20 protein-coding genes are annotated in these 17,859 nt (G+C 64.6%); 12 read left to right on the top strand and 8 right to left on the bottom strand.

The annotated features are described in order from the left end of the window. Positions 1–220: 220 nt before the first annotated feature. On the top strand, positions 221–1,744 hold the full coding sequence (locus tag TQ38_RS00725) for a fumarate hydratase (RefSeq protein WP_043974576.1): 1,524 nt from the start codon (positions 221–223) through the stop codon (positions 1,742–1,744). 189 nt (positions 1,745–1,933) lie between these two features. On the opposite strand, the gene TQ38_RS00730 is transcribed toward TQ38_RS00725, so the two are convergent. Beyond that, complete coding sequence (locus TQ38_RS00730; protein WP_043974207.1) at positions 1,934–2,806, bottom strand: LysR family transcriptional regulator; 873 nt, start codon at positions 2,804–2,806, stop codon at positions 1,934–1,936. 123 nt (positions 2,807–2,929) lie between these two features. On the opposite strand from TQ38_RS00730, the gene TQ38_RS00735 reads away from it, so the two are divergent. From TQ38_RS00735 to TQ38_RS00760, 6 genes are all read left to right on the top strand, one after another. Further along, complete coding sequence (locus TQ38_RS00735) at positions 2,930–4,531, top strand: carboxyl transferase domain-containing protein (RefSeq protein WP_043974205.1); 1,602 nt, start codon at positions 2,930–2,932, stop codon at positions 4,529–4,531. Between the two features lie 5 nt (positions 4,532–4,536). Further along, a complete protein-coding gene (locus TQ38_RS00740) occupies positions 4,537–4,848 on the top strand; it encodes a DUF3088 family protein (protein WP_043974574.1) in 312 nt (103 codons plus the stop codon). Continuing rightward, positions 4,845–6,707 carry an acetyl/propionyl/methylcrotonyl-CoA carboxylase subunit alpha gene (locus tag TQ38_RS00745; protein WP_043974202.1) on the top strand — a complete coding sequence of 621 codons (1,863 nt, stop codon included), beginning with the start codon at positions 4,845–4,847 and terminating at the stop codon, positions 6,705–6,707. Before TQ38_RS00740 ends, TQ38_RS00745 begins: the two co-directional genes overlap by 4 nt. Before the next feature lie 6 nt (positions 6,708–6,713). After that, positions 6,714–7,166, top strand: coding sequence for a MaoC family dehydratase (locus TQ38_RS00750; RefSeq protein WP_043974199.1), 453 nt, complete (start codon positions 6,714–6,716; stop codon positions 7,164–7,166). Positions 7,167–7,296: 130 nt separating this feature from the next. After that, complete coding sequence (locus TQ38_RS00755) at positions 7,297–8,631, top strand: sensor histidine kinase (protein ID WP_043974196.1); 1,335 nt, start codon at positions 7,297–7,299, stop codon at positions 8,629–8,631. Beyond that, positions 8,624–9,376: a LytTR family DNA-binding domain-containing protein gene (locus TQ38_RS00760; protein WP_043974191.1), complete on the top strand. Its 753-nt coding sequence runs from the start codon at positions 8,624–8,626 to the stop codon at positions 9,374–9,376. The genes TQ38_RS00755 and TQ38_RS00760 overlap by 8 nt, the downstream gene beginning before the upstream one ends. Positions 9,377–9,530: 154 nt before the next feature. Here TQ38_RS00760 and TQ38_RS00765 read toward each other — a convergent pair whose 3' ends face one another. Further along, positions 9,531–9,845 carry a UrcA family protein gene (locus tag TQ38_RS00765; protein ID WP_043974188.1) on the bottom strand — a complete coding sequence of 105 codons (315 nt, stop codon included), beginning with the start codon at positions 9,843–9,845 and terminating at the stop codon, positions 9,531–9,533. 241 nt (positions 9,846–10,086) lie between these two features. On the opposite strand from TQ38_RS00765, the gene TQ38_RS00770 reads away from it, so the two are divergent. From TQ38_RS00770 to TQ38_RS00780, 3 genes are read left to right on the top strand one after another with little or no spacing between them, the layout of a single operon-like run. Continuing rightward, the gene (locus tag TQ38_RS00770) at positions 10,087–10,356 is read left to right on the top strand and encodes a hypothetical protein (RefSeq protein WP_043974185.1); all 270 of its coding nucleotides are present in this window, start codon (positions 10,087–10,089) and stop codon (positions 10,354–10,356) included. A gap of 36 nt (positions 10,357–10,392) precedes the next feature. Then, the gene (locus TQ38_RS00775) at positions 10,393–11,265 is read left to right on the top strand and encodes a diacylglycerol kinase family protein (protein WP_043974182.1); all 873 of its coding nucleotides are present in this window, start codon (positions 10,393–10,395) and stop codon (positions 11,263–11,265) included. Then, complete coding sequence (locus tag TQ38_RS00780; RefSeq protein ID WP_240197919.1) at positions 11,265–12,152, top strand: metallophosphoesterase; 888 nt, start codon at positions 11,265–11,267, stop codon at positions 12,150–12,152. Before TQ38_RS00775 ends, TQ38_RS00780 begins: the two co-directional genes overlap by 1 nt. Positions 12,153–12,275: 123 nt before the next feature. On the opposite strand, the gene TQ38_RS00785 is transcribed toward TQ38_RS00780, so the two are convergent. From TQ38_RS00785 to TQ38_RS00795, 3 genes are read right to left on the bottom strand one after another with little or no spacing between them, the layout of a single operon-like run. Further along, positions 12,276–12,992, bottom strand: a complete 717-nt coding sequence (locus TQ38_RS00785) for a GIN domain-containing protein (RefSeq protein WP_043974179.1) — start codon at positions 12,990–12,992, stop codon at positions 12,276–12,278. Positions 12,993–13,016: 24 nt separating this feature from the next. After that, a complete protein-coding gene (locus TQ38_RS00790; protein ID WP_043974177.1) occupies positions 13,017–13,583 on the bottom strand; it encodes a DUF1700 domain-containing protein in 567 nt (188 codons plus the stop codon). After that, positions 13,573–13,959: a PadR family transcriptional regulator gene (locus tag TQ38_RS00795; protein WP_043974175.1), complete on the bottom strand. Its 387-nt coding sequence runs from the start codon at positions 13,957–13,959 to the stop codon at positions 13,573–13,575. Before TQ38_RS00795 ends, TQ38_RS00790 begins: the two co-directional genes overlap by 11 nt. Before the next feature lie 298 nt (positions 13,960–14,257). On the opposite strand from TQ38_RS00795, the gene TQ38_RS00800 reads away from it, so the two are divergent. Then, the gene (locus TQ38_RS00800; protein ID WP_043974173.1) at positions 14,258–14,518 is read left to right on the top strand and encodes a ribbon-helix-helix domain-containing protein; all 261 of its coding nucleotides are present in this window, start codon (positions 14,258–14,260) and stop codon (positions 14,516–14,518) included. On the opposite strand, the gene TQ38_RS00805 is transcribed toward TQ38_RS00800, so the two are convergent. From TQ38_RS00805 to murA, 3 genes are all read right to left on the bottom strand, one after another. Further along, a complete protein-coding gene (locus TQ38_RS00805; protein WP_043974170.1) occupies positions 14,495–14,986 on the bottom strand; it encodes a phosphoesterase in 492 nt (163 codons plus the stop codon). The two genes, TQ38_RS00800 and TQ38_RS00805, sit on opposite strands and share 24 nt — an antisense overlap. 193 nt (positions 14,987–15,179) lie before the next feature. Then, positions 15,180–15,398: a hypothetical protein gene (locus TQ38_RS00810; protein WP_043974168.1), complete on the bottom strand. Its 219-nt coding sequence runs from the start codon at positions 15,396–15,398 to the stop codon at positions 15,180–15,182. 55 nt (positions 15,399–15,453) lie between these two features. Continuing rightward, positions 15,454–16,737 carry a UDP-N-acetylglucosamine 1-carboxyvinyltransferase gene (murA, locus tag TQ38_RS00815; protein ID WP_043974166.1) on the bottom strand — a complete coding sequence of 428 codons (1,284 nt, stop codon included), beginning with the start codon at positions 16,735–16,737 and terminating at the stop codon, positions 15,454–15,456. 156 nt (positions 16,738–16,893) lie between these two features. On the opposite strand from murA, the gene TQ38_RS00820 reads away from it, so the two are divergent. Next, complete coding sequence (locus tag TQ38_RS00820) at positions 16,894–17,775, top strand: UTP--glucose-1-phosphate uridylyltransferase (RefSeq protein WP_043974164.1); 882 nt, start codon at positions 16,894–16,896, stop codon at positions 17,773–17,775. Positions 17,776–17,859 lie beyond the last annotated feature (84 nt).

A 17,859-nucleotide genomic window follows, 5' to 3' on the forward strand; every position in this document is an offset into this window, starting at 1 on the left:
GTGCAGTTCCCTAATTCGTTCGCAGATCCGGCTGGCGCGTTGGGCATCGAAGCCTTGCGAAGACGGCACTAATAGCGCGCTTCTAGGCGAAGCCGCCGGTCAGGCCAAGCCATTTGCGTATACGCCGGTCGATCAGATCAAGCGCTTTGACGATAGGCCCCTCGCGGCCTATGGCACCGGCAAATTCACGTTATCCGCCAGAACCGGGAGCGAAAATTCCATGACAGATATGGTAACCATCCGCGAAGAAGACCTGATCGATTCCGTCGCCGACGCGCTGCAATACATCAGCTACTACCATCCGATGGACTACATCCGCGCGCTGGGCGACGCCTACGACGCCGAAGTCGGCCCGGCCGCCAAGGATGCCATCGCGCAGATCCTGACCAACAGCCGCATGTGCGCGGAAGGCCACCGGCCGATCTGCCAGGACACCGGCATCGTCAACGTCTTCATCGAGTGGGGCCAGAACTGCCGCCTCGAATCCGACAAGTCGCTTCAGGACGTGGTCGATGAAGGTGTGCGCCGGGCCTACAACCACCCGGAGAACAAGCTGCGCGCCTCGGTGCTGGCCGACCCTGCCTTCACCCGCCGCAACACCAAGGACAACACGCCCTGCGTACTCTCGGTGGAGATGGTGCCGGGTTCGAAGATCTCGGTCGACGTCGCGGCCAAGGGCGGCGGGTCCGAGAACAAGTCCAAGTTCAAGATGATGAATCCCAGCGATTCCATCGTTGACTGGGTGGTCGAGATGCTGCCCCAGATGGGTGCCGGCTGGTGCCCGCCGGGCATGCTGGGCATCGGCATCGGCGGCACCGCCGAACACTGCGTCAAGCTGGCCAAGCAGAGCCTGATGGAGCCGATCGACATGGCGCAGCTCAAGCAGCGCGGCCCCCAGAACGACATCGAGGCGCTGCGCATCGAGATCTTCGACAAGGTCAACGCACTGGGCATCGGCGCGCAGGGCCTCGGCGGCCTTGCCACGATCCTCGACGTCAAGATCCTTGACTGGCCGTGCCACGCCGCCGGCAAGCCCGTCGCGATGATCCCCAACTGCGCCGCTACCCGCCACGCGCACTTCGCCCTCGACGGTTCGGGCCCGAGCTTCCTAGAAACCCCGAAGCTGGACGAGTGGCCGCAGGTGCACTGGAAGCCCGACAAGGCCGCCAAGAAGGTCAATCTCGACACGCTGACCTCTGAAGAGGTGCAGGGCTGGAAGCAGGGCGACCGCCTCCTCCTCAACGGCAAGATGCTGACCGGCCGCGACGCCGCGCACAAGCGTATCCAGGACATGCTGGCGAAGGGCGAGGAATTGCCCGTCGAGTTCGCCGGACGCGTGATCTACTACGTCGGCCCGGTCGATCCGGTGCGCGACGAAGCCGTCGGCCCCGCCGGCCCCACCACTGCCACGCGCATGGACAAGTTCATGGACATGATGCTGGGCACTGGCCTGCTCGCCACCATCGGCAAGTCCGAGCGCGGTCCGGCTGCAACCCAGTCCATCGCCGAGCACAAGTCGGCCTACCTGATGGCGGTCGGAGGCGCGGCGTACCTTGTTTCGCGTGCGATCAAGGAAGCCAAGGTCGTGGGCTTCGAAGACCTCGGCATGGAAGCGATCTACGAGTTCACCGTCGAGGATATGCCGGTAACGGTGGCAGTCGATTCCGGGGGGAACAACGTCCACACCCTCGCGCCGCAGCACTGGAAGGCGAAGATCGCCGAGGAGCATCTGCTGGCGAACTGAGGGATACGGTGAAGGGGAAGTTCTGGGGCCATTGCCCCAGACCCCGGAACTGTCGGCGTAGCGCTTGCACCAGCGGCGTGCACGCCTTGCTGCCGCAGGCTATTGTCTCCCGCCGATGAGTGGGCGCAGTGACAACGCTGCAAGCGCAGCCTCGACATAAAAGGGGTCTGGGGCAATGGCCCCAGGTCTTCACCCTTTCCGATAATGCGCCCTCAAAAGCCCGACAAACGGGCTGGAAAGTCCCTGCACTACGGCCCCTTCGCCTGCGTGCAGTAACCCCACCTCCCGCGCCAGTTCGAAGTCCCGCACCGGTACGAACCGCTCGGGGCCGGAAGCGAAGCATTCCGGCATCATGCCGATCCCGGCGCCGCTGCGCACCACCGCCAGTACGCGTTCGTCGCTGGTGGTCTTGAGGACGAAGCGCGGGCGGACGCCGTGTTCCACGAAGAAGCGGTTGATCTCCGGCAAGGCTTCACAGTGACGGCGCAGCGCCATGCGGTCGCGGGCGAGCTGCTCGGCCTGGACCTCGGTTTCGCCGGCAAGCGGGTGGCCCGGCGGCAGCACCATCATATAGCGTTCGCGGGCGAGAACCTCGGGATGAAACCGTGTGTGATGCGGGCGGATTACCGTGAGGGCGATGTCTATGCGGCCCCGCTCAAGGCGTTCGGTAATGTCGCGTTCGGCGCCGTCAAGAATTTCCAGCGCTTCGCCTGAACCCAGCGCGCGGTGGCGGGTGAGCCAGTCTTCCACGAAGCGGGCGGGGATGGTGTTCAGCACACCGATGCGCAGCAGGGTGGGGTCGGTAACCTCGCTCAGTTCGACCAGTGCGTGTTCGTATTCCGCCGCGATGCGCCTTGCCCGGACCAGGAAGCGGCTGCCTGCGGGGGTCAGGGCCACGCCTTGGCGGTCACGGTCGAACAGGCGCGCGCCCAGTTCGCGCTCCAGCTTGGCGATGCCGGAGGACAGGGTGGGCTGCGTAACACTCACCCGTTTGGCCGCGCGGCTGAAGCTGCCGGTTTCCGCGACGGCCAGGAAATAACGCAGGAGGTACTGGTCGATCATAGACAGTGTCTATGGCAAGACGCGGAAACTTTCAATTTTCGCTCGCGTTGCAGCTGGGTTAGATAGACGTCGCAAATCGAGAGGCAGGCCGATCGCGCCGCCCGCTAAGGAAAAGGAAGAGGCATGAGCGCGCCGGTCCTGCAGACCCAGATCAACCTCGACAGCCCCGAGGCCAAGGCGCGCGATGCCCACAACCGCGCGCTCGCCAGTGAGCTTCGTGCCCGGGTAGCGGTAGCCGCGCTGGGCGGGGACGAACGTTCGCGCGAAAGGCACCTGTCGCGCGGGAAGCTGCTTCCGCGTGACCGGGTGGAGCGACTGCTGGATGCAGGCTCCGCCTTTCTCGAGATCGGCCAGCTTGCCGCCAACGGCCTTTACGGCGACGAAGTGCCGGGCGCAGGGCTGATCGCCGGGATCGGGCGCGTCTCGGGGCGCCAGTGCATGATCTTCGCAAACGATGCGACGGTGAAGGGCGGCACGTACTTTCCGCTGACCGTCAAGAAACACATCCGCGCGCAGGAGATCGCCGCGGCCAACCGCCTGCCCTGCGTCTATCTTGTCGACAGCGGCGGCGCGAACCTGCCCAACCAGGCGGAAGTCTTTCCCGACCGCGACCACTTCGGTCGTTTCTTCTTCAACCAGGCGCAGATGAGCGCGGCGGGCATCCCGCAGATCGCCAGCGTCATGGGCAGCTGCACCGCAGGCGGCGCCTATGTCCCCGCGATGAGCGACGAGAGCGTGATCGTGAAGGAGCAGGGCACGATCTTCCTCGCCGGGCCGCCGCTGGTGCAGGCCGCGACGGGCGAGATCATCAGCGCCGAGGATCTGGGCGGCGGCGATCTGCATAGCCGCAAGTCCGGCGTCACCGATCATCTCGCCGAGGACGACGAACATGCGCTGACCATCGTGCGCGACATCGTCAGCCACCTTGGCCCTGCGCATCGCCACCAGTTGGACGTGCGCGATGCGCGGCCGCCGAAATATGCGGCGGAGGAGCTGTATTCCATCGTGCCCGAGGACGTGCGCGCGCCTTACGACGTGCACGAGGTGATCGCCCGCATCGTCGACGCCAGCGAATTCCATGAATTCAAGGCGCTCTACGGCGCCACGCTGGTCTGCGGCTTTGCGCATATCCATGGGATGCCGGTGGCGATCCTTGCCAACAACGGGGTGCTGTTTTCGGAAAGCGCGCAAAAGGGTGCGCACTTCATCGAACTGGCCTGCCAGCGCGGCATTCCGCTGCTGTTTTTGCAGAACATTTCCGGTTTCATGGTCGGCGGCAAATACGAGGCGGAAGGTATCGCCAAGCACGGCGCCAAGCTGGTCACCGCCGTCGCCACCGCGCAGGTGCCCAAGCTGACGGTGCTGATCGGCGGCTCGTTCGGGGCGGGCAACTACGGCATGTGCGGGCGCGCCTACGACCCGCGCTTCCTGTTCACCTGGCCCAACGCACGAATCTCGGTGATGGGCGGCGAGCAGGCGGCAAGCGTGCTGGCGACGGTCCACCGCGATGCCGCCAAATGGTCGCCTGAGGACGCCGAAGCCTTCAAGGCCCCGATCCGCCAGAAGTACGAAGACGAGGGCAATCCCTACTACGCCACCGCCCGCCTGTGGGACGACGGCGTGATCGACCCGGTCCAGACGCGGGACGTGCTGGGACTGGCGCTGTCGGCCTGCCTTGAGGCGCCGATTGCCGACAGGCCCCAGTTCGGCGTGTTCAGGATGTGATGGAGATGGCCGTGAAAGACCGCCTGTTCGTTCTAGGCTTCGACTACCCCGATCCCGATTTCGCGCCTCGCCGTTTCTACTGCAAGGATTGCGTGACGGTGGAGGGATTGCTGGCGCTGTTCCCTGAACGCGCCTCCAATATCGAGCTTGTGCGCGTTCCCTGGCCCCGCCCGCGCGCCGCCGTCGCAGCTGCATTGGGCGAGGACAACCAGAACCTGCCCTCGCTGGCCTTTGCCGAAGGCGGCTTCGTCAACGAAATCGAGGCGCTGCTGGCCGCGCTGCACACCCGCCACGGATTCCCGGAGCGTCACCCATGATCACGTCCCTCCTCATCGCCAATCGCGGCGAGATCGCCTGCCGCATCATCCGCACCGCGCGCGCGATGGGCATCCGCACGATTGCGGTCTATTCCGATGCCGATGCAAAGGCCCTGCACGTGCGGCAGGCCGACGAGGCGGTCCACATCGGCCCCTCGCCCACGCGCGAGAGCTATCTGATGGGCGAAAAGATCCTCGCCGCCGCGAAGGAGACGGGGGCTCAGGCCATTCACCCCGGCTATGGCTTCCTTTCCGAGAACGCCGAGTTTGCGCAGGCCGTGATCGACGCCGGGATCGTCTGGGTCGGGCCCAACCCGGCCTCGATCACCGCGATGGGCCTCAAGGATGCCGCCAAGACGCTGATGGCTGAGGCCGGCGTGCCGGTGACGCCCGGCTACATGGGCGCGGAGCAGGCCTCCGAATTCCTTGGGGCAGAGGCTGCGAAGATCGGGTATCCGGTGCTTATCAAGGCGGTCGCCGGCGGCGGCGGCAAGGGCATGCGGCTGGTCGAGGCCCCGGCCGATTTCGCCGACGCGCTCGCCTCGTGCAAGCGCGAGGCGGCAGCCTCGTTCGGTAACGACCACGTACTGATCGAAAAGTACATCGCCTCTCCGCGCCACATAGAAGTGCAGGTGTTCGGCGACAGGCACGGCAATGTCGTCCACTTGTTCGAGCGCGACTGCTCGCTCCAGCGCCGACACCAGAAGGTCATCGAGGAAGCCCCTGCTCCCGGCATGGACGCCGCCACGCGCGAGGCGCTTTGCGGCGCGGCAGTGCGGGCAGCAAAGGCCGTCGATTACGTGGGCGCGGGCACCATCGAGTTCATTGCCGATGGCTCTGGCGCGCTGAGTGCGGACCGCATCTGGTTCATGGAAATGAACACCCGCCTGCAGGTGGAGCACCCTGTCACCGAGGCGATCACCGGCGTCGATCTGGTCGAATGGCAGCTTCGCATCGCCAGCGGCGAGCCGCTCCCCTGCGCGCAGCATGACCTGACGATCGACGGATGGGCGATGGAAGCGCGCCTCTATGCCGAAGACCCCGCGAAGGGCTTCCTGCCCAGCATCGGCCGCCTGGAACTCCTCCAGTTCGGCGAGGCCGAGGGTGGCCGCATCGACACCGGCGTGTACGAAGGCGCGGAAGTTTCCCCCTTCTACGACCCGATGATCGCCAAGGTGATCGCCTGGGGTGAAGACCGCGAGGAAGCCCGGACGCGCCTTGGTGAAATGCTGGACGATACCGCCGTCTGGCCAGTCAGGACCAACGCCTCGTTTCTTGTGAGGGCGTTGCAGCATCCCGACTTTGCTGCGGGCAATGTCGATACCGGCCTGATCGGCCGCGACGGCGAGGCGCTTGCGCAGCCGCCCGTGCCTTCCGCCGAATCCCTGCGTATTGCCGCGCAGTCGCTGGTGCCGGCCACGCCGGCTCCGGGCCTGCGCCTCAATGCTGCGCCGGTACGGACCGCATGGTTCCTGCTGGACGGCGAGAAGATCGAGATCGAGACCGACGCGGACGGCAGCGACGAGCCGATGCCGGGTGTACTCGTGACCGAACAGGGGCAGGCCTGGCTGCTGTCCCCCTGGCGGCGCGACGGATCGCACGGCGCTGCGGCGGGTTCGGGCGCGATCCTGGCGCCGATGCCGGGCAAGGTCATCGCGGTAGAAGTGACACAGGGTCAGGCGGTGACCAAGGGGCAGAAGCTGCTCACGCTGGAGGCCATGAAGATGGAGCACACGCTGACCGCTCCGTTCGACGGTATCGTGGCGGAACTGAGCGCTTCGGCAGGCCAGCAGGTGCAGGTCGAGGCCTTGCTCGCAACGATCGAAGAAGCCGCGGCACAGACACCGCAGGAAGGATGAACTGACATGCCCGGACGCTTCTTCGACGAATGGCAGGTGGGGACAAGGATCACCCACCAGCCTAGCCGCACCGTAACCGAAACCGACAACCTGCTGTTCTCGGCGATGACGCACAACATGCAGCCGCTGCACCTTGATGCCGAAACCGCCAAGGCAAGCGAGTTCGGGCAGATTCTGGTCAATTCGACCTTCACGTTCAGTCTCGCGGTGGGCCTGTCGATCGCGGATACAACGGTCGGCACGCTGGTCGCCAACCTGGGTTTCGACAAAGTGGTGACGCCAAAGCCAACCTTCATCGGCGATACCGTCACTTGTTCGAGCGAGGTAGTGGAAATGCGCGAAAGCAAGTCGCGGCCGGGGCAAGGGATCGTGGTTTTCAAACACGAGCTGATCAATCAGCGCGGGGAAATTGCCCTGTCGATGCTGCGCACGGTGCTGCTGAAGAAGACGGACGGATAGAAGCAGGCGGGGGGAGAAGCGGCGAATGCTCCACGTGGAACATTCCATCCCTCCCCGCTCGACGAACGGCTGACTATCACCGATCGGCGAACTGGCGCGGTCCGCCCGTTTCGCGCTATTCGTCAAAATAATGGCGCCTGACCTTTCCAACCCTCGTGTTCCCGCGCGGCTCGTCCTGCTTTCGCTTGCCGCGCTTTGGGCTTGTTATTTCATCGTCGCGACCTTGCGCGGTGCGGTCATGGGGTTCGACCTCGCCTGGCCGATCATCTCACGCAGGCTGACGATCTGTATCGTGTCGATGCTGGTGATGGCGGCGGTATGGCCGCTGTTGCAACTGCTCGACCGCAAGTCCGGCGGGATGCGCCTTGGCATCGTGCTGGTGGGCGCCTTGCCGCTGTCGCTCGCGTTGAGCGTCATCAACGACGTGATCTTTGCCGACATCGACATGCCGGCCGTTTATGGCGACGAGGAGGACGCGGCCGCGATCAAATCGGGCAACGTGCGCATCTCGCGCGATGAGGCTGGCAATATCCTGGTCGACCTGCCCAAGATCACCCCGCCTGCGCCGCCCGCTCCGCCTCAGCCCGGCGATGCAGCGACGCAAGGCGCTCCCCCCGCTCCCCCTACCCAGAGCGAGACGACGAGCAGTTCGGGCATCACCATCAACACCGGCGATGCGGCAGACCACGGCCTGGGGCGCTGGGCGGCTATCACCGACACTGCGTTCGGCCGCTACTTTCTGGTGCTGGCCTGGGTCGCGCTGTATTTCGCGCTCGCCAAGGCCGAGGAAGCGCGCGGCGCGGAGCGGCGCGAGGGTGAATACCGGCGGGCGGCGGAGGCGGCGGAACTGCGCTCGCTGCGCTATCAGGTAAATCCGCACTTCCTGTTCAATACGCTCAATTCGTTGTCGGCGCTGGTCATGACGGGGCGGCAGGACGATGCCGAGGAGATGATCCAGACGCTTTCGACGTTCTATCGGCGTACTTTGTCGGGCGACACGACCAACGACATTTCGCTGGAAGACGAGATCGAACTGCAGCGCCTTTACTTCGCGATCGAGGCAATTCGCTTCCCCAATCGATTGCTGGCTAACATCGATGTTGACGATGCTGTCCTCGATGCGAAAGTCCCCGGCATGATTTTGCAGCCCCTTGTCGAAAATTCCGTGAAATACGCCGTTGCCGCTACGCAGCGGCCGGTCACCATATCCATCGAGGCGCGCCGCGAAGGCGGTCAGCTGGTAATCGCCGTTCATGACGATGGCCCGGGCGAGCCGCTTGCCAACAAGGCTCAGGGCTGCGGCATCGGCCTGGTCAATGTGCGCGACCGTTTGCGGGCTCGCTACGGCGATAGCGCCACTATCGTGAACGGTAAGCAGGGGAACGGCGGTTACGCCACGATCCTGCGGCTTCCGCTGCAGACCGGCCCGCTGGAACTGGGTCTTGCGGAGAACGGGCGTGGCTGAGACTGACGGCGCGCCCCCATCCCCGCCGCTGCGCACGCTCATCGTCGATGATGAGCCGCTGGCGGTGGAGCGTATGCAGGTGATCTGTTCGCGAATCGAGGGAGTCACGGTGATCGGCACCGCCAGCGACGGCCAGGCCGCGCTGCGACTGATCGAGGCGCTGGGCCCGGATCTCGTCCTGCTGGACCTTACGATGCCTGAAACTGACGGACTGACTGTGGCGCGGCGCCTGGGCGGACAGCCCAATGCGCCGGCGGTGATCTTCGTTACCGCGCATGACGAATTCGCGGTCGAGGCGTTCGACCTCGATGCCGTCGACTATGTGCTCAAGCCTGTGGCGCCGGACCGGCTACAGCGCGCCGTCGCGCGCGTGGTAACGCGGCGGGGCGAACGTGCGCAGCTTCCGGCAAGTCGCTGGCTGGATGAATTCTGGGTGCCGCACCGCTCGGAACTGGTGCGTGTGGCAGCGGCCGAGGTGCACCGCATCGATGCCGAGCGCGATTACGTGCGGCTGCATGTCGGGGGCCAGAGCTATCTGCTGCTTCAGACCATCACCAGTCTGGAGGAACGCCTTGATCCCGGCCTGTTCATCCGCATCCACCGCAGCTGCATTTTGCAGCGCAGTCACGTCTCGGGCCTTCGCCATGAAGGGCTTGGGGTCTGGTCGGCGGAAACGGCGGACGGCGAAGCGCTGCGAATCGGGCGCACATACCTTCCGGCCGTGAAGAAGATGGCGGGCCGCTAGGGCCCGGCCCCACGCCAACAAAGAAAATGGCGGGCCACTAGGGCCCGGCCCCGCCTCCAGAAAAGAAATGGCGGGCCACTAGGGCCCGCCAGGCGTTTTCCGGGTCTTTTCTTCTTATGGGACCTGGATAAAAGGGGTTGGCCTTGCGCCGGGATCAGCCGCCGAGGCGGGTCTCGTCCGATGCAGTGTCGATCACGGCGGCGACGCGCTGGCGAACCTGAGCAAGGGCCTGCTTGTAGCAGGTGCGGTCTACGTTGCCGTGGATGTGCGTGCCGGTGGTGGCGCGTTCGGTGCGGCATACGTTGCGCGCAGCCTTCTCGATGCGGGTCTGCAACTGCTGCTGGCCGTCGCTGGTCGCCAGGTCGAGGTCCTTGAAGGTTACCTCGGTGGACTTGGCGAAGGCGGCCGGAGCAGAGAACAGGCCGACGGTGCAAAAGGCGGCGACGATAATGGCGTTGGTCTTGATCATGATGTTTTCCTCCTCAAAGTGAGCCTTGGGGAAGAAACTCTCCGTCCGGCTCGATGAGTGTGATGTGCACCAGGTCCCGGGCTCGATCACGCGAGGGTCGACTGCCCGCCATGGCGGGTCGACGAAGGCATGGGCGGGTTGACCAACGACATCTGTAGTCGACGAACGACTTGCAACAGGCATGCGCCGCCTCCCACCCTGCGCTTTGCGATTCGTGCGCCGCGAGATAGAGTGGCGCTTGATGCTGCCGCTTGTGTTCGTTTTCTGCTTCGGGGTTCTCAACTTCGCCGCGCACAAGGCGGTGATCGATAGCGGCCGTCCTATGCTGGCCCAGGTCCCGTGGTTCTTCCAGTCGCTTGGCGGAAGGCTCAGCCTGGTGGTCGAATTCGTGATGCTGGTGGGCGCGATGATCATGGCGGCGCACGGCTCTAACGGCTGGGCCTGGACCTATGCCTTTTACACGGGACTAAACGGCGTTTCCGCCTGGCTTATCTTCAGTGGGCGCCTTTGACGGGAACCGCCCGGCGTTTGGAGGACTATTGCGGGCATGGAACAAGCAAGCGGCGATACTGCGGCGAAGGTCTGGCTGGTGTGCAACCCGGCCAGCGGCAGCAATGACGAAGCAGCGGTGGAGGCGTTGGCCGCCGCCATCGCCGATGCCGGGCTCGACCTGGCCCGAATCGTCCGTTTCCCGGATGACGGCGCCCCCACGCCCGCCGATCTGGATGCAGCCGGAGTGGACATTCTCGCCGTTTTCGGCGGCGACGGGACGACCCATTCCATTGTCGCTGCGGCCTATGGCTGGGGCGGTGCGGTCCTCGTCCTGCCCGGCGGTACGATGAACCTGCTCGCCAAGCGCATGCACGGCGAGGCCCCTGCCCCGGATATCATCGCACGGCTCACGGGGAAAAAGCTGCGCACCCAGCGGCCCAACGTCATTCGCTCTCGCCACGGTATCGGCCTGACCGGCGCCCTTGCCGGGCCCGGCACGGTCTGGAACGAAGTGCGCGAGGCAATGCGCAGCGCCAACGTCCTGGACTTCGTCGCCACCGCGCGCGAGGCGATCGCCCAGTCTGCGAATGGTCCCCGCGTGGTCTGCGCCGAGGTCGACTGCGGGCGTGAGGACGGCTATGCGGCGATCACGGTGGTTCCGCGTGAAGACGGCCTCAAGGCCAACGGATACTATGCCGAATCGCTGGCCGACTATGCGGGGCAGGGAATCGCCCTGCTCAACCGGGACTTTCGAAATGGGCCGCACGATGAACTGGGCCGTCACGAACGGCTGCGGCTGGTCAGCCCCACAGGCGAACCGATGGGTCTGCTGATCGACGGAGAGCCGTTCGACGGCGCGGCCGAGGAAATTTTCGAACTGGGCCCTTGCGAGGTCGACCTGGTGACGACGAAGGAGTTAGACGAATAATGCACGGAAAGTCCGCCTCGATGCACAGCGGCCCGCTGCGGCTGTTCCATCTGAGCGACATCCACTTCGGGTTGGAAGATACCCGCGCGATCGCCTGGGCCAAGGAGTGCATCGAACGCGAAAAGCCCCATGCCGTCGCCATCACCGGCGATCTGACCATGCGCGCCCGCCACCCCGAATTCCTCGCCGCCTGCAAATGGATCACCGCGCTGGACGTGCCGGTGACGGTCGAGGTTGGCAATCACGACATTCCTTATTTCAACCTCTACGAGCGCTTCTTTGCGCCCTACAAGCGGTTCAAGGCGATCGAACGCATGGTGGAAAGCCAGCTCGACCTGCCCAATCTGGCGATCGTGCCGCTTCGCACCACCACACGCGCACAGTGGCAGCGCTTCCCGTGGTCCAACGGCTGGGTGACGCAGGAAGCACTGGCCCAGACGCTGGCGGCGATCGACGAACTGCCGGAAGGTACGCGCATCCTTATCTCGTGCCACCACCCGCTGACCGAACGGCGCGAACGCGATAACAAGCTGCTGACGATCAACGGCACCCGAACGATGGAAGCACTGGCCGGGCGCGGCGTGATGGGCGTACTTTCGGGCCACATCCACGATCCTTTCGACCTGACCGAGGCCACGCCCGCAGGCCCGCTGCGGATGATCGGCGCGGGTACGCTGTCGATGCGCATCCGTTCGACTCCGCCCAGTTTCAACGAGATCGTGATCGACGGGGACCAGATCCGCGTCACTGCACGAAACCTTGAACAGGTCGCGACGCGCGACATGCAGATCGACGAAGTGCCCGAGAACGCCCTGCCGCCGCGCACTCCCGAGGAGCCGGTTTCGCCGGTCGGTGCAGTGCCGCCGGTCGATCCGCCAGTGCATTGAAGTTGAGGGAAGACCTGGGGCCATTGCCCCAGGTCTTCCCTGCCCTTTTCTTCCCGAAACACAGCAAAAAGACCGCACTGTCTTTCGACAGCGCGGTCTTTCGCCCTCCTCCCGAGAGTTACTTCAGTAGTCGTGGTTGATATCGCCGATCCCGTGCATGCGGCTGCGCAACGTGGCGGGCTTGCGGATCAGGGTGACATTGCCTGCGCCGTTGATTTCGACGTCGACGGTGCCGGTGGCGCCGATGGTGACGTCGCCCACGCCGTCGATGCGGATGGTGGCGTCGCGGCCCTGGACCTTGCCGAGGTCGATATCGCCTGCGCCTGCGGAATTGACGAACATGCGGTTCACCTTGCCCGAGGCTTCGAGGTCGATCGCACCGCGCGAATTGAGGTGCAGTTCTTCTTGGTCGAGGCCGTTGAGCGTCACGTCACCAGGGGCGTCGAGGTCCAGTCCGGCGATTTCGGGTGCGGTGATGCGCACCTTGACGCCGTGGTGGATGGACTTCAACCCGGTGACGGAAAGGTGGCCGCCCTGCCAGACCAGACGGTCGACGACATCGGCGGGGCCTTCCACGGTCATTCCCGCTTGTTCGCCGCGGGTGAAAACCAGTTCCACGGGGATTTCCATGGCGATCTGGCTACCTGACTGGATGGCGAAGGCGCGGGTCTTGCGCGGTCCCTTGTGGTCGCGGTCTTCGTCGTCGAAGTTCATGTACCAGCCGTGGCCGTTGTTGAATTCCTGGCGCAGCTTGTCTCCGCCGGCGATCCAGGCTGCGCTGAAGGCGACGATCGAAAGGATCACGCCGCTGGCGAATACGATGAGCAGTTTCCTGAGCATGTTGAGGTCCTCCTTCTTTCGTCTTCAGGCTTCGGAATGGATGGCGGGTTCGATCACACGGTAGTGCAGGCGGCCGAACCACATCAGGGCGTTGACGATCCAGATGCTGACCAGCGTGAGCAGTGCAGCCGCTGCGACTGATGCGCTCATGGTGCCCAGCCCTGCCAGGATGGCGACGAGCGCCCCGCCCGGGAAACCGCTGAACGGTCCTGCGATAAGCATGAACCCGCCGCCGATGAAGCATGCGACCACGGCCACGAACAGGCCGAACATTACGCCCAACAAGGGTAGCACGATGGGCAGCAGGATCAGGATGTCGATCGTTGCCAGCCCCATGAAGGCCAGGATCGCGCTCCAGGCGGAAGAGGGAGTGCCCTCTGTCTTCCAGTTGCGCATACCCGCCTCGAAGCGCAGTTCGCGCGCCAGCCGGCTTGGATTGCCGAGTGCGGAGGCGACTTCCTCTTCGCTGCGACCCTCTGCAAGGCCGGCTTCGAAATGTTCTTCGTAGTCGGCGACGATTTCGTCGACCACGTCCTGCGGCACGCCCTTGAGGCCCGCCTTCAGGCGCTTGATGAATTCATTACGCTTCATGGCTGGGTTCCCCTTCCTGCGCTTGCGCTGCGGTATCTGCGGTTTCGGGTGCGGAGGCGGCGGCATCGATCATCGCGTCGACGGCGGCGGTGAACCCGCGCCATTCGGCGGTCTGCTCGGCCAGGCGCGCGTGCCCGGTTTCGGTGATGCGGTAATATTTGCGCGAAGGACCGGAGGGCGATTCCTCCAGATAAGTCGCAACAAGGCCTTCGGACTGCATGCGGCGCATGAGCGGATAAATCGTCCCTTCACCCATATCGACCGCGTCGGCCATGCGGCTCGCGATCTCGTAGGCGTAGCTGTCACCGCGTGACAGCAGGGCGAGCACGCAAAGCCCGAGCACCCCTTTCTTCAACTGAATTTCGATTTCGGACATCGAATCATCTCCTCGATGACCGAGTGTATATCGACAGCTACTGTGTGATGCAAGATACCTTGCGATGAAAAGTACAGTGCGCGGCAAGATACCTTGTTATGGGGAGGTATCTTGCGGTGTGCTGTTTTTTGAAACGGCGGAAAAGTGCGAGAAATAGGGAAGAATTGGGGACATGATAGCTTGGCGCGGCACGAAGCGCCCGACGCGCCTGCACCCGCAGCAATTGCATTTCCGGGGTCCGGGGCGATGACCGCAGGACTTCCTTTCGCCCCTTGCCCTCACCCGCTAGATCAAGGCGATGACCACCCCTTACCATCCGCCGATAAAGCGCTCGGTCGAGATCGCCGGGCACAAGACTTCCATCAGCCTCGAGCCGATATTCTGGACATGGCTGAGGCAGGTTGCCGCGCAGGAAGGCATGCCGATCAACGCGCTGGTTGCGCGCATCGATGCAGAACGGCTGGAAGCGGAGACGCCGCCAGGGCTGGCGAGTGCGATCCGGGTGTGGCTGGCGACTTCGGGCCTGCGCTCAGGCTCAGGCCGCGCGGCGGACGTCTAGCGACCCGCGCACGATCTGGTCGAGGCTGACGGGCCCCCAGCCGGTTTGCTCCGCTGCAACGCAGAAGAACCCTTCGCGAGCCCAGGTCTGTCCCGAACCGCGTCCGTGGAGGACGAGGCCGTCCATTTCAGGCGCGGCGGAGGGATCACTGAACAGCGCTACCTCGCCATATTCCGTATCGAGTCGGCGGAAATCGCAGACGCTGGCGTAGCGGCCGGTCGCAAGACAGTTCAATGGTTGCGGGTCCAGCGCCCCGCGCACGAGGTGCTTGATGCCGGGAAGACTTGCGAGGTGGACGGGGTTGCCGACGTTTCCGAGGATCCACACGGTATCGGCGGGGCTAACGCGGGCGGCCCATGTTTCGCAGATACGGCGAGCCATCTCGGCGCTGTCGGCAAACCCGTGCGGATGGGCGTGGCGCGCGTTGTCGCCGTTGAAATGCAGGTCCGCGACAAAATGAATCGCCATCGCTCAACTCCAGGGCCAGGAAGCGGCTCTCCCGCCGTTCCCGGAACACTTTCAACGGCTTGGCAGGGGGATTCGTTCCAGCGTCCGGGCGTGATAGCGTGCATTCGCGACGATTTTGCGACCAATGGTGAAGCAGATGCGAAAAGGGCGGAAGAAGCGTTGCTCCTTCCGCCCTCATGCGGTCTTTCGTGGATCAGTAGCTGGAAGGCGGATCACTGGCCGGGAAGCTCTCGTCGATGGCTTCGTCGGTCTTGCTCCAGTCCTTCGGCGGAGAGGTCATGTGATCCGGCCCGGAATCGCGCACATTGGCGCGATCGCCGCCGGCGAAGACCTCCTCCAGCTTCTCCTTGTTGACGTACTTGTAGAGCGCATAGCCAACGGCACCGGCCGCAGCCAACTTGATAAGGCCCATAACGGTTCTCCTCTCGATATCTCGAAGGAAGAACGCGCCATGTCTGCGGAAGGTTTCAGTCCCCGCCGACCCGTTCGATCTGCGCGCCGACCAGCGCGAGCTTCTCCTCGAGCCGCTCGTAGCCGCGGTCGAGGTGGTAGAGGCGGTGGACCTGGGTCTGTCCTTCGGCGGCGAGTCCGGCGATCACGAGGCTCATCGAGGCGCGAAGGTCGGTTGCCATCACGTCGGCGCCGGCCAGCTTGTCCACGCCGTGGACGATGGCGGTGCGGCCCTTGGTCTCGATGCGCGCGCCCATCCGGTTGAGTTCGGGAACGTGCATGTAGCGGTTCTCGAAGATCGTCTCGGTCAGCACGCTGGAGCCTTCCGCGCGGCACAGCAGCGCCATGAGCTGGGCCTGCATGTCGGTGGCGAAACCGGGGTACGGCGCGGTGGAGAGGGTGACGGGCTTCAGCTTGCCCTCGGCGGCGACGTAGATGCCATCCGCCTTGGGTTCGACGTGGACGCCGGCATCGCGCAGGGCCTGCACGGTGGCTTCCATGTCCTCGATCCGGGCGCCCTTGAGCAGGACTTCGCCGCCGGTGATCGCAGCGGCGCAGGCGTAGGAGCCGGCCTCGATACGGTCAGGCATGACCATGTAGGTCGCGCCGTGCAGGCGGGGGACGCCGTGGATGGTGATGTCGGAGGTGCCGATGCCCTCGATCTGCGCGCCCATGGCGACCAGCAGGTTGCACAGGTCGACGATTTCCGGCTCGCGCGCGGCGTTGTGCAGGGTGGACTTGCCGTTGCAAAGCACGGCGGTCATCAGCGCGTTCTCGGTCGCACCGACGGAGACGACGGGGAAGGAATAGCGCCCGCCCGGAAGGCCGCCGTCAGGGGCGATGGCGCGTACGTAACCGGCTGCCATCTCGATGGTCGCGCCCAGCGCTTCGATCACCTTGAGGTGCAGGTCGATCGGGCGGTTGCCGATGGCGCAGCCGCCGGGCAGCGACACGGTCGCCTCGCCCATGCGGGCCAGCATCGGGCCCAGCACCAGGATCGAGGCGCGCATCTTGCGCACCAGATCATAGGGGGCAACCGAGCTGGTGATGCGGGTTGCCTGCAGGGTCATCACCCGGCCGAAATCTTCGGGGCGACTGCCGGCAATCGCGGTGGAAATGCCGAACTGGTTCATCAGGTGCTGGAAACCGTCGATGTCGGCCAGACGCGGCAGATTGCGCAGCGTCAGTGGTTCTTCGGTTAAAAGTGCGCAAGGCAGAAGGGTCAGTGCCGCGTTCTTGGCGCCAGAAACGGGGATGGTGCCGGAAAGGCGCTTGCCGCCCTCGATGATGATCTTGTCCATAACCCCGCTTTAGCGCGAATCGCAGCAGGGGCAACGGGAGGCCGATCAAAAGAACGACGGATTAAAGTCGGAACAAGATGGGCGCCCTTCGGTTGCGCTACGGCAGTTTAGCGGCTTTAACCGCAATGCAACATGAGCGAGGCAAGATCCGGTTCCATGAGTGAGAACACATTCCGCAAGCCTGTGCGCAAGGCCGTTTTCCCCGTCGCCGGTCTCGGCACGCGCTTCCTTCCCGCCACCAAGGCGATCCCGAAGGAATTGCTGCCCGTCGTCGACCGTCCGCTGATCCAGTACGCCGTCGATGAGGCGCGCGAGGCCGGGATCGAGGAGTTCGTCTTCGTCACCGGCCGCGGCAAGACCGCAATCGTCGAGCATTTCGACACCGCTTTCGAGCTGGAAGCGACGATGACTTCGCGCGGCAAGTCGCTCGATCCGCTGGAGCCCACGCGCATCCAGCCGGGCAACCTTGTGACTGTGCGCCAGCAGGTGCCGCTGGGCCTGGGCCATGCAGTGTGGTGCGCCCGCGCCGTCATCGGTGACGAGCCTTTCGCGATCTTCCTGCCGGACGAACTGATGTACGGCTCGCCCGGCTGCATGAAGCAGATGGTCGAAGCCTATAACGAAGTGGGCGGCAACCTCGTCTCGGTGCTGGAAGTGCCGATGGAGGAGGTTTCCAGCTACGGCGTGATCGCGCCCGGTGCCGTTAATGGCGCGCTCACCGAGGTGAAGGGCCTGGTCGAGAAGCCCAAGGTGGCCGATGCGCCTTCAAACAAGATCGTCTCGGGCCGCTATATCCTCCAGCCCGAGGTCATGGGTCTGCTGGAAACGCAGGGCAAGGGCGCGGGCGGCGAGATTCAGCTGACCGATTCGATGGCCAAGCTGATCGGCCAGCAGCCGTTCCATGCGGTGACTTTCGCGGGCCGCCGTTTCGACTGCGGTTCGAAGCTGGGCTTTGTAGAGGCAACCTTGGCCATCGCGCTCGACCGTCCCGATCTGGGCGACGATGTGCGTGCCATGATGCAGAAGATGCTGGGCTGATTTCAGCCCGACCTCGCGTTCGAAAAGAGCGCGCTGCCTTCGCGGCGGCGCGCTTTTTTCGTTTATGGGGCGAACGCAGTGTAC

The organism is Novosphingobium sp. P6W, from assembly GCF_000876675.2.
Taxonomy (GTDB): domain Bacteria; phylum Pseudomonadota; class Alphaproteobacteria; order Sphingomonadales; family Sphingomonadaceae; genus Novosphingobium.